This is a genomic window from Brunnivagina elsteri CCALA 953, assembly GCF_002289455.1.
Lineage (GTDB): Bacteria > Cyanobacteriota > Cyanobacteriia > Cyanobacteriales > Nostocaceae > Brunnivagina > Brunnivagina elsteri.
Window position 1 is genome coordinate 1 of the sequence record NZ_NTFS01000212.1, and the last position, 11,455, is coordinate 11,455.

The window sequence follows — 11,455 nt, forward strand, 5'->3', positions numbered from 1 at the left end:
GGTAGGTTTAACGACTCTAAATTGTAAATACAGCCTAATTCAGCAAGAATGTCTTCAATTGCGTATGAAAGTTCAAAGTATTTGCTAAAAGTATAACTTTGACCAGGTTGAATTATACGCTGACGAGTCATAATTGTTTTAACCCATGATTTTAAGCACAACAAAGGTTCATCTCTTTTTAGAATACATTAGACATTGACTGAATTTAATTATTCTTTACCCGAAAATGAATGTGGAGAGTTAGTAATGCTACCTCTCTACAATGGTTTCAGAGATGTCTATGACAGAGATGTGGCTATGTTGTGCCTAAATAATTAGGTTCAGTACAACGAGGTAAAAGTAAAAATGTAAAAGAAAGAAATAAACAAAGAACACTTTAAAAGCCCTAAATTCATTATTCACAGGGATTCTCTATTTACTTTTTACTTTTTAACAGGCTGTGTATTGGTATTAGGGGTTGTTTTCTCTTCTTTTAACTCTCCATTAAATGCCTGAGCTAATTCCGTGGAAGTTAGGGATTGAATTAAACTCAAACCTAATGGTTTACTGGAAATAGCTTTAGCATAAGCAGCATTTAAATAGGGTGTGTACTTAGTTATGCCAGCGACATGAGATTGAAAGAAAGGTAAACTCAAAGAATTGAGATAACGACGAGCTTGTGCTGGATCATCACCAACAATATCAGAAGGTAATCCGACTTGCTGCGAACTGCCTTTACCATTTCCAATTGCCGAGAAGTGAGTTCCACCTTGTAGTACAGCTAAATATTTTTGCTGATTACCAATCCAAGAAAAAGGTAATATTTGTTCATATAAAGCTGGAGCAACAGTATCCTCGCTGCTGGCAACAATCATCACAGGGATTTTAATCTGATTTAATCCACTTTCCCCAAAGATGCTGCTAGTAATCGGATTAACGGCAATGATAGCTTTAATGCGATCGTCCCGTAAATTATAATCCTTGAGCGGAGCCTTTGTACGTAATTCCAAAGCGCGACATTGCAACAATAAAGATACATTCCACGTATCTTGTAAAGCTTTCGGTTTACAGTCTTGTTCCAATTCCGCAAAATTAATTGGAGCTCCAGCCAGTGCTAATCCAGTATAAGCACCAAACGACTGTCCAATAAATCCGACTTGTTGTAAATTCAACTTGCCGCGAAATTCCGACTTATTACGCTGTTCCAATTCGTCCAAAACAAACTTAATATCGAGAGGACGATTATAAAACTCACTCGGTTCAGCAACTTCATTCGCACTACCCTTCATTAGCGATCGCAATTGTTTTGTATCGCTACCAGGATGGTTGGGAACAACTACCGCAAAACCGTGGGAAGCTAAGTGGGAAGCTAAATACTCAAAGTTACTGCTATCGGTTCCCAAACCGTGGGAAACTACTATTACAGGAACTTTTTGTTGAGCATTGGGAATATAAATATCAGTCAATAAAAAGCGGTTACGAACTGCATCCAAGATTTTAATAGTCTGCTTCTGGATTGCAAACTTACCTTTACGTCGAAAATCAGGCAATTGTGCCAAATTCAACGAAACTTGTGCTGTGGCAGCTTCGATTTTCGCTTTTTGCGATACCGCACTAATTGCTTTGTCGGTTTCGCTGACCAATTTTTCCAATTCCCCAGCAATCCCCAAAGTTCTCGCTAAATCTATATGAACACTCGAACTTGGATATTCCCGTAATAAACTCAGTAATGTTAATCCTTTTGGGTCAGCAGCTGCTAAAATCAAAGCAGAACGCAACGCATGAAAACCCGGTTTCTCCTGACGAGACTCGGTTTTAATCACTTCTCCCAACCTTCGCAGCAAAAATTCACCCTGCGGAGTGTAGAGAAATTGTGAAACTGCGATCGCATTCACCTTGATTGGACTCTGGAGAGTTTTTCGCAATTCCTGAACCTGTACCGGATCTAGATACTGGGTATAAACAGCTAAACTTTCGTCAACAATACCTGTTTTGACGAATTCCTCTAGAGCAGTAACAGAAATTGACCGCTCTAATGCCGAATAAGATGCATAAACTCTTTCAGCTGCATGTACCGAATTAGATATTTCAAATGTCGGCAACAGCATTGAAAGCAGTAGCAAAATTATATTTCTAGATAGGGTGTTGGTGAAATTACCAAACAAGCTTTTCATCGCTCAACTACGCACGGTGATGTTGTTTGATGAGGCGTTTTCTATTGGTAGTTATACGGACACCCTAGTGGACTGAAATTCTCGATCGCCTCAAAATTTTAATTCTGAATATCAAACATGACTAGAATTTCTTTTAGTGATGTTTTTAGTAATGTGAATGCAATTTTAACTTTGGTAGAGCTTTTTTGGTAGAGCGTTTTCCGAATAGGTTGTTTTACCTATTCAGACAGGACATTTTTCCTGACTAAAACATCGTAACAGATAAAAAAACAATCCGCCTCAGTATGCAAAAAAAGACTGTGAATAAACAACATGTTTGTTGGTAATTACCGTGAAAGTACGGATGTTCAATTATTAGCTAACTTAGTTGAATGCGATCGCAATTTAGCCAGTTATAACCATTGTGGTGTTTGCTATACCCTTTGTAGTCAGGGATTTTCGGACAATTAGCTTCGGTGCAATTACTGATACAACATCAAGAAAAAATAAAGTAACAAATGGTGCAGTTTCCCATACCGTATGGGCTAGGAAAGTTTGTGAATGGGAAAAAGATTCAGCAACTGCTATATCAGTAATTAAGGCATTTAAGGCATCAAAAAATAGCATCATTAATTGAGCATAATTAAGTGTAAAAATTATTTCAAGTGCAACAAATAAAGAGCATAAAAAAGCACAATCTTCATGGAGTCATGGGTAAATAAGGTTTTGCGAACGAGAGAAACCCGGTTTCTATTTGATTCAAAACCTTATTACAAAGGGATTCGCAAGAAACCGGGTTTCTGGATTAATGCTTAACCGAGCAGTATTGAATAAGGTTGGGGTATCCCCAACCCTACAATTCGGGAAAATTGATTACATAGATTTTTGGCTGAGATTTTGTGTAACCAATTCTGTTCAAGTACTGATTATTTTGGTAAAACTTGACGCAACACTTCCACTAAATTATCAACGCTTTCAGGGCGACTATTATAACCCATCAAGCCAACACGCCAGACTTTACCCGCAAGTTCACCCAAACCACCACCGATTTCAACGTTATATTCATCTAACAACCTGCGTGCGATCGCTTTTCCATCGATTCCTGGGGGAATGCAAACCGTTGTTAATGTGGGAAGACGATATTCCTTTTCGACATGCATCGTTAAACCTAAACCCTCCAAGCTTTCCCACAGATACTCTACATTTTTTTGGTGACGCTGCCAGCAATTCTCGATTCCTTCCTCAGTAATTAACCGCAATGATTCCCGTAACGCATAATACATATTAATTGGGGCTGTGTGGTGATAAACCCGCTCAGAACCCCAATATTTACCCAGCAAATTCACATCAAGATACCAATTTGCGACTTTGCTCGAACGGTTCTGCAATTTTTCCATTGCCCTAGCACTCATCGTCAATGGGGATGCTCCTGGAGGACAAGCCAAGCCCTTTTGGCTACAACTATAGGCTAAATCAACACCCCATTCATCGAGAAAAATTGGTACTCCACCCAGACTTGTTACTGTATCAATTAATAGTAGTATCCCGTATTTCTGACATAACTCCCCAACCCCTTCCATTGGTTGACGCGCACCTGTGGAAGTTTCCGCATGGACAAGGGCGAGAATGCGGGGACGATGGGTTTCAATGGCTGTTTTCAGGTCATCCAAGCTAAAAACCTGTCCCCAAGGTTTAGTAATAGTTCGCACATCGGCTCCATAACGACCTGCCATATCGACTAAGCGATTGCCAAAGTAGCCCATTACACCAATGAGAACGATATCACCTGGTTCCACGGAATTGGCGATAGTTGCTTCCATTGCTGCCGTTCCCGTACCACTGACTGCAATTGTCATTTGGTTATCGGTTTGCCATACATATTGGAGTTGCGATCGCACTTCATCCATCAGGTTTAAAAATGTGGGGTCTAAGTGTCCCACGGGTGGGGTGTTCATTGCTGCTAGTATGGCAGGGTGAACATTTGATGGTCCTGGTCCCAACAGTAAGCGGTTGGGCATATTCAGGGGTTGGAGATTTAATTTGTTATTGGTTTTAATCGGTATTGTTTGTGACATAGATTTTTGGGAAAAATGAATTGTATCATCGGAAACTATTTTGAAGATATCGTAGAATGGGACAATCTATTTTGGTTTTTGGATGTTAGTAGGGGCAAACGGTTGTTTGCCCTTTATTGATATTATTTTGGGTTTGCGATCGCTCCACAAATAAACTTGCTCCCATTCCCTTATTTTTCTCTAGCCTTGTGATTAATTAGACAAAAAGGTTATCTTAGCGTTTGTATTCACACTGGCAATTTTTTCATGCATCTGTATCGCTTATTAATAATTACTTGTGGCATTACCTGGTTAATTACACCCCAAATTAGCCGGAGTCAAACCACACCAGAAACAGACATCAATGCCATCCAAAAGGAGGCACAACAGCTAATTACCTATATGAATCGCGCTCAACAGGCTTATTATATAGAGAGCGATCGCTTTACAAATGACATCAAAGTACTGGCTGTAAATCCTACTGGTACAGTGGCAAACTCTTACCAATTTCGTGTTTTTTTACACCCTCAGCGCAATGCTGTGATGCAAGCTGCTATTCCCGTAAATAATGGCTATAAAAGCTACATTGGTTTAGTGCGTACTCACAATTTCATAGTTCAAAATCAAAAAGAAACCACTACTTTAGCGACTTTGTGCGAAAGTAATGAAACTAAAGCTCAACTTCCCACATGGGCTAGTTACAAAATACCAACAAATGATACTCCTGGTTGTCCTCCTGGATTTAGAGTTTCTATGGGAGGAAATCAAACCATCTCTGCTATCGAAAAGAAATCTCCTCCAGAACAAGCTTCGAGTAAAATGCTTGCGATCGCAAACGAGCAAGGGAAGTTTTATGGAAAAAACAATCGCTTTAAAAAAGATTGGCAAGATATTCCTAGCGAAACAGATGCTTATCTTTATCGTAGTTTTATCCATCCTGGCGGTAAAATAACAATGGCAGCAGCGATTACTAAAGACCCAAGTTTTAAAAGTTATATTTCTTTAGTTCATAAACTCAAATCCCAAGGGAAAAAAGCAAACTTGGTTGTCGTTCACTGTGTCAGTAAGGAAAACCAAGCTATTTTGCCCAAATGGTCAGATATTCAATTTTCTGAAGAAAAAGCAGTGACTTGCCCAAGTGGGTTTGAAATGTTTCTAAAAAAGTAGAGATATACTAAAAACAGTTTAGAGATTGACTTTTAAACGCAGAGGAAGAGGGAGGTAAGCGCAAAGTTACGCGGAGAGAATAAAATAAATTCCCGATTTCCCAAATCAATATCTTTCTACACCTTTAATTGTGTCAAACTGTTTTGATGTATCACTCATTGCCCGTGCTGCTTCTCCACAGGTACGAGGTGTAGGAAAAATCTTACCAGGATTTGCTAAACCTTGAGGATTGAATACTTCCCGTACCCATTGCATTGTCTCTAAGTCAGCTACGGTGAACATATCCGGCATGTAACAGCGTTTTTCGGCTCCAATCCCATGTTCCCCGGAAATACTGCCACCAACCCGCACACAGAGCTTGAGAATTTCCCCACCAACTTCTTCGACTTTTTCTAATTCACCAGGAATTGAGTTATTATAAAGGATTAGGGGATGTAAATTACCGTCGCCTGCGTGAAAAACATTCGCAATCCGATATCCCGAGCTTTGACTCAGTGCTTCAATTTCCTTCAACACATAAGATAACTGGGTACGGGGAATTACCCCATCTTGGACATAATAATCTGGACTAACATGTCCAGCTGCGGCAAAAGCGGCTTTTCGTCCTTTCCATAACTTTAAACGCATTTCCGCATCAGCAGCCGAGGTTATATCCCTTGCACCATTTTTTTTGCAAATATCAATGACACGATGTTTATTTGCGGCAACTTCAACAGCTAAACCATCGATTTCAATCAGCAAAATTGCAACTGCATCACGGGGATAGCAATTTGTTTTCACCACATCCTCAACTGCATTGATGCTGAGATTATCCATGATTTCCATTCCCCCTGGAATAATCCCCGCACTAATTATATCCGCTACCGTTGTTGCCGCAGCTTCAACGCTAGTAAAATCAGCCAGTAAAACACAGATGGATTCGGCAGTTTTGAGAATTCGTAGGGTAATTTCCGTAGCGATACCCAAAGTACCTTCCGAACCCACGAAAACACCAGTCAAATCGTATCCCGGCATTTCCGGAATTTGCCCACCTAAATCAACAATATCACCTTCCGCCGTCACAATCTGCAAACCTAAAACGTGATTTGTGGTTACACCATACTTCAAACAATGGACTCCACCCGAATTTTCTGCCACATTGCCACCAATCGAACAAATAATTTGGCTCGAAGGGTCAGGAGCGTAGTAAAAACCAGCACCACTGACTGTTTGTGTCACCCAACTATTAATCACCCCAGGTTGGACAATCACGCGCTGATTTTCCAAATCGACATTCAGAATTTTCCGCATCATTGAAGTGACAATTAACACGCAATCTTCCACAGGCAAAGCACCACCAGATAAACCCGTACCCGAACCCCTGGCAATAAAAGGGACATTATATTTATTGCATATCTTCACTGCTGCGGCGACTTGTGCGGTAGTGCGAGGGAGTACGGCAAGTGCTGGACGTTCCCGGTAACTCGCTAATCCGTCGCACTCGTAGGTAATAAGTTCCTCCTTACGTTGGATGACATTTTTAGTACCGAGTGCAGCTTCAAGCTCCTTAATTATGGGTTTCCAGTTGAGTTTTTGGGGTTTACTTTGGGTAAGCATAGATGATTGCCTATTCGGGTGTAATTACCATTGTGACAGGTGTTCAGGAGAAAAAATAGTCGAATTCCGGTGCGATCGCAATATATTTTAGTTTCCGTTATTTTGACATGATTTTTGGGAACTATAAAAGCGCAGTCGGATGTGGATTTAGAATTAAACAAGAATGTTGGGATTATCTCGTCAAATCATAGGGACATCGTTAATTAGCTGTTTATGCTTTATGGGAGTTGGTTGCTTGCAACTTCCGCGAATGCAAAAACTAATTAGTGCCAAACAAACATTTTCTCAATCAGCATTAGAAGCAGAGGAGAAGTTAGAAAAAAGTCGTTTGAATTTATTGAAAAAGGTTCCCGCATTTGGATTTGATAATGTATTTGCCAATTGGGTTTATTTAAATTTCGCACAATACTTTGGGGATGATGAAGTTCGCGCTAAAACAGGTTATGCACTAAGTCCAGAATATTTTGAAATTATTCTCAAACATGACCCGCGTTTTCAATTAGCATATTTAAGTCTTTCCAGTAGCACCTCAATATATGCGGGAATGCCAGAACGCTCTATAAGTATTACTGAACGAGGTTTAAAGTCACTAAATCCTTGGGTTCCCAAAGGTTCCTATTATATATGGCGATATAAAGGAATTGATGAATTACTGTTTTTAGGTAACTCTCAAGCGGCAAAAAAATCACTTCAAACTGCGGCAGATTGGGCAAAAAAACACCCAGATAAAGAAAGTCAAATGTCGGCAGGATTGTCTCAAAATACAGCAAACTTTTTAAGTCGAAATCCTAATAGTAAATTAGCTCAAATTTCGGCATGGACAATGGTTTTACAAAATGGTGTGGATAAGGAAACTCAAAAACGTGCCATTCTTGCAATTCAAGCATTAGGTGGTGAAGTCGTACAAACACCCCAAGGAAATCAAATTAAGTTTCCTCAAAAGGATTAATAATATAGAAATACAATTAAATTAACTCTCTTTCTTCTTTTTCTTCTTTTTCTTCTCTTACTTGGCGTACTTGGCGGTTCAAAAATTAAACTTATTCAAGTATATAAGACTTCCATAAAATAGAATATCCCCATCATAATACTTACCAAGTATATTATAACTATGAGTGAGGGTGGGGAGACCCCACCCCTACAATTGGGAACGACTTATTGATGTTCCCTAAATCCCCTAAACTTCCGCCACAACCTCTTCCTCTTCCTTCTCAACAAACATCTGTACACGGGCACGATAATCCCTCAAAGTATCATCTACCCATTCGCGATCGTTACTGTTGATATACAAATGCACAAGGGGTTCACTAGCATCCGGTAACATCAAAATCCAACTATCATCATAAGGTTGACAAATCTTCACCCCATCAATGAGTTCCAAATTTTGGGCTGGATGGGTTTCCACCAAATACCGCATCAGCGAACCCTTCACAGTCCAAGGACAGCGCATAGTATAGGTTTTGTGAATGGCACGGGGTAACTCAGCACGTACCGACGCTAGGGAACGTTCTTGAATCGTTAGCATTTCAATTAACTTCGCAATGCAAAACATCGCGTCAAAACCCGGATGCAATTCGGGGAAAATAAAGCCAGTTTCACCGCTACCACCCAAAATAACATTGGGGTTTTGATGACAAGCTTCCATTAATGCGGTGGGATTTGCCTTGGTGCGAATCACCTTACCATCGTGACGACGGGCTATTTGCTCAACTGTGCTGGATGCATGAACGGGGACAACCACCGTACCACGGGGATTTGATGTTAGCATCATATCCACCATTAACGCTGTCAGCATTTCCCCACGAATCGGCATTCCCGACTCATCAACTAAAATTAGCTGTTCACCATTTGCCGATACCTGTACCCCAAAGTTTGCCTTTAATGCCTCAACTACATGCCCTAACTGGGTTAGCAAAGCTTCCCGGTTCATTGCAGACATTGTGGTTTTATTCAAACTTGCATTGAGTACAATTGCATCTGCTCCAAAGTTATCGAGCATTTGCGGTAATACTGCCCCCGATACAGCATAAACGTAATCAATCACGACTTTTGCCCGACTATTACGAATGCTGTCGATATTCAAACACTTCTCAAAAGCCGTGCAGTAGGCATCCGCAACTTGGTTGGGATATGCCACATCACCGATTTCGTGGATTTGCGATCGCCGCATATCCTCTTTAAAATAAGCTCCTTCGATTTTCTTTTCTTTCGACTTGGATAAATTTATCCCTTTCGCATCCATAAATTCTATCAGGATGTAATCGGGTCGATCTGGATGCACACGCACGTGAATTCCCCCAACAACCCCCATTGTGGGAATAACGGTACGTGCGATCGGTAAAGCTGTGGCATCGAGATTCTGAATATCGATACCAACCGACATCAAACCCGCAATTAATGACCTTGTAACCATGCGGGAAACATTGCGTTGGTCACGGGAAACTGCAACTTTTGAACGGGGTTTGAGTGTGGAACCATAAGCTGCACCCAGTTTCACCGCAAATTCTGGGGTAATATCAATATTTGCTAACCCTTGTACCCCACGTTGTCCAAATAGGTTGCGGTGTGCCGTATTTCCCCAAATTAAGTTTATATTCAGAATCGCCCCAGATTCAATCTTTTTACTGGGCCAGACGCGAATAAATGGGCTAATTTGTGCTTCTTCCCCAACGGTGGAAAGGGAACCCACTACCGCACCTTCCAATACATGGGCACGACGGTCTACCCTTGCACCACGTGCAATTACGCAGGCACTAAGGTGGGCTTCATCACCCATGATTGCCCCATTCCAAACAATTGGGCGCTTCAGGCTGACATCGGAGCCAATGGTAACATTGTCCCCAATTACCGTACCACCCTCAATTTGCACTCTTGCACCAATGCGGCAGTTGTCACCAATCACCGCCGGAGCTTCGATTTGGGCGCTGGGGTCGATGTAAGTATTTTGACCAACCCATAAACTGGGAGATACTTCTTTGTAAGCAACATCAAGATGTACTTTACGTTCTAAAGCGTCGTACTGGGATTCACGATAAGCATCCAAGTGACCCACATCGCACCAATAACCTTGGGCAATGTAACCGTACATCGGTTCATCTTTGGCTAAAAGTAGAGGAAATAAATCTTTGGAAAAGTCGCATTCTGTGTTATCTGGCAGGTATTCTAAAACCTCAGGTTCGAGAATATAGGTGCCTGTATTTACGGTATCTGAAAAAATTTCGCTGGTTGAAGGTTTTTCTAAAAAGCGGCTTATTCTACCATTTTTATCGGTAATTACGACTCCAAATTCGATGGGATTAGGAACACGAGTTAAAATCAAAGTCGCTTTTGACTTCTGTTGTTTATGAAATTGAATTGCTGCTGTTAAATCAAAGTCTGTTATGCTATCGCCACTGATGACTAAAAAAGTTTCATCTAAAAGTTCAGCTATGTTTTTCACACAGCCCGCCGTACCTAAAGGCTGGTCTTCCTCAACAGCATAGGTCATTTGTACGCCAAAATCGCTACCATCTTGGAAATAATCGCGCATTGCATCCGGTAGATAATGCAATGTTGCAATGACTTCGTAGATATTATGCCGTTTAAGAAGATTTATTATATGTTCGGCAATGGGTCGATTTAAAATCGGTACCATTGGTTTGGGCAAGTCGCAGGTTAAAGGACGTAACCTAGTACCGGAACCACCTGCCATCAATACTGCACGCATAAATCCTCCTTAACTAATTCCACCAGATGTTGACATTTAGAGGGATTGAAACTAATCAAGATACCTTTTTTAGTCTCCTACGAACCTTCAGATTTAAGGAACTTCCTTAAGAAGTATCTGGTGAATGTGAGAGTAGAGCTAATCGAAACACTAGCTTGTTTGTCAAGATAAAATCAAGCAGGGGTCAAAGTTGATGATTTCTTGCCAAACAACTTATCTATTAGGACAAACTGAGATTTCCGTAATTAAGGGTTTCTGAATTGTAGTCTAATTTTGTAACTGGTATCTAGCAGCAACTCAGAAGACTAATTTAAACTGGATATATGGTTTATAAATTTGTAGGCAAAGTAGAAAGGAGCAAGTTATATTTTTAACTAGTATTTACTTTTGCTGCTGAGTCTATTTTGACTAGATTTTTCTGGAAAACTACAGGGAAGTTATGACTTCTCAGTTGTTTTATCAAATACCAATATACTTGTAGACAATGCTGAAGCTCGAATTCTGCTGGTTGCTTTTGGAGTTAATGGAATGCCTGGTTTTGTTACTTTTACCTTGATTGTTCTTTATGCAGGTGGTTTTTGGAAGTTCTGGAATGGGTTTGAACGAACCAATTTCCAGCGAACTTTGCCCAACCGCTTACTTTTATCTGTATTTTGGCCTGCATTGATAATTGCTAATAAATCTTACCGTCGCAATTTTAGAAAAGCGCTCAAAGGTTGATAAACAAAAGTTAACAATTTATTTGGGCTTTTCTCAAATTAGTTTAATTTTTATGACAAGTTTGCTCTACTTGATTTTGG

At 40.4% G+C, this 11,455-nt stretch carries 8 protein-coding genes; 3 read left to right on the forward strand and 5 right to left on the reverse strand.

What is annotated here, in order from left to right; all coding sequences use genetic code 11:
- Window positions 1-422: 422 nt before the first annotated feature.
- From CK510_RS18005 to CK510_RS18015, 3 genes are all read right to left on the reverse strand, one after another.
- Complete coding sequence (locus CK510_RS18005; protein ID WP_095723016.1) at window positions 423-2,153, reverse strand: alpha/beta hydrolase; 1,731 nt, start codon at window positions 2,151-2,153, stop codon at window positions 423-425.
- Window positions 2,154-2,537: 384 nt separating this feature from the next.
- Window positions 2,538-2,762: a hypothetical protein gene (locus CK510_RS18010; protein WP_143289342.1), complete on the reverse strand. Its 225-nt coding sequence runs from the start codon at window positions 2,760-2,762 to the stop codon at window positions 2,538-2,540.
- A 296-nt stretch (window positions 2,763-3,058) separates the two neighbouring features.
- The gene (locus CK510_RS18015) at window positions 3,059-4,207 is read right to left on the reverse strand and encodes an alanine--glyoxylate aminotransferase family protein (protein WP_095723018.1); all 1,149 of its coding nucleotides are present in this window, start codon (window positions 4,205-4,207) and stop codon (window positions 3,059-3,061) included.
- A 246-nt stretch (window positions 4,208-4,453) separates the two neighbouring features.
- Between CK510_RS18015 and CK510_RS18020 the strand changes: the two genes are divergently transcribed.
- Entirely contained in the window at window positions 4,454-5,353 is a 900-nt protein-coding gene (locus CK510_RS18020) for a type IV pilin-like G/H family protein (RefSeq protein WP_095723019.1), read from the forward strand.
- Window positions 5,354-5,458: 105 nt separating this feature from the next.
- On the opposite strand, the gene glcD is transcribed toward CK510_RS18020, so the two are convergent.
- Window positions 5,459-6,949 (reverse strand): glycolate oxidase subunit GlcD, encoded by a 1,491-nt coding sequence (glcD, locus tag CK510_RS18025; RefSeq protein ID WP_095723020.1) that lies wholly within the window; start codon window positions 6,947-6,949, stop codon window positions 5,459-5,461.
- Between the two features lie 163 nt (window positions 6,950-7,112).
- Here glcD and CK510_RS18030 point away from each other — a divergent pair, with 163 nt between their 5' ends.
- Window positions 7,113-7,898: a hypothetical protein gene (locus CK510_RS18030; RefSeq protein WP_095723021.1), complete on the forward strand. Its 786-nt coding sequence runs from the start codon at window positions 7,113-7,115 to the stop codon at window positions 7,896-7,898.
- 228 nt (window positions 7,899-8,126) lie between these two features.
- Here the strand turns inward: CK510_RS18030 and CK510_RS18035 are convergent, their stop codons facing one another.
- Window positions 8,127-10,655, reverse strand: a complete 2,529-nt coding sequence (locus tag CK510_RS18035) for a mannose-1-phosphate guanyltransferase (RefSeq protein ID WP_095723022.1) — start codon at window positions 10,653-10,655, stop codon at window positions 8,127-8,129.
- A 528-nt stretch (window positions 10,656-11,183) separates the two neighbouring features.
- On the opposite strand from CK510_RS18035, the gene CK510_RS18040 reads away from it, so the two are divergent.
- A complete protein-coding gene (locus CK510_RS18040) occupies window positions 11,184-11,375 on the forward strand; it encodes a hypothetical protein (protein WP_095723023.1) in 192 nt (63 codons plus the stop codon).
- The last annotated feature ends 80 nt before the right edge of the window (window positions 11,376-11,455 follow it).

Bases quoted from the DNA above. Each gene is read 5' to 3' on its own strand.
- CK510_RS18005 (WP_095723016.1), bottom strand. From the start codon at position 2,153: ATGAAAAGCTTGTTTGGTAATTTCACCAACACCCTATCTAGAAATATA.
- CK510_RS18010 (WP_143289342.1), bottom strand. From the start codon at position 2,762: ATGATGCTATTTTTTGATGCCTTAAATGCCTTAATTACTGATATAGCA.
- CK510_RS18015 (WP_095723018.1), bottom strand. From the start codon at position 4,207: ATGTCACAAACAATACCGATTAAAACCAATAACAAATTAAATCTCCAA.
- CK510_RS18020 (WP_095723019.1), top strand. From the start codon at position 4,454: ATGCATCTGTATCGCTTATTAATAATTACTTGTGGCATTACCTGGTTA.
- glcD (WP_095723020.1), bottom strand. From the start codon at position 6,949: ATGCTTACCCAAAGTAAACCCCAAAAACTCAACTGGAAACCCATAATT.
- CK510_RS18030 (WP_095723021.1), top strand. From the start codon at position 7,113: ATGTTGGGATTATCTCGTCAAATCATAGGGACATCGTTAATTAGCTGT.
- CK510_RS18035 (WP_095723022.1), bottom strand. From the start codon at position 10,655: ATGCGTGCAGTATTGATGGCAGGTGGTTCCGGTACTAGGTTACGTCCT.
- CK510_RS18040 (WP_095723023.1), top strand. From the start codon at position 11,184: ATGCCTGGTTTTGTTACTTTTACCTTGATTGTTCTTTATGCAGGTGGT.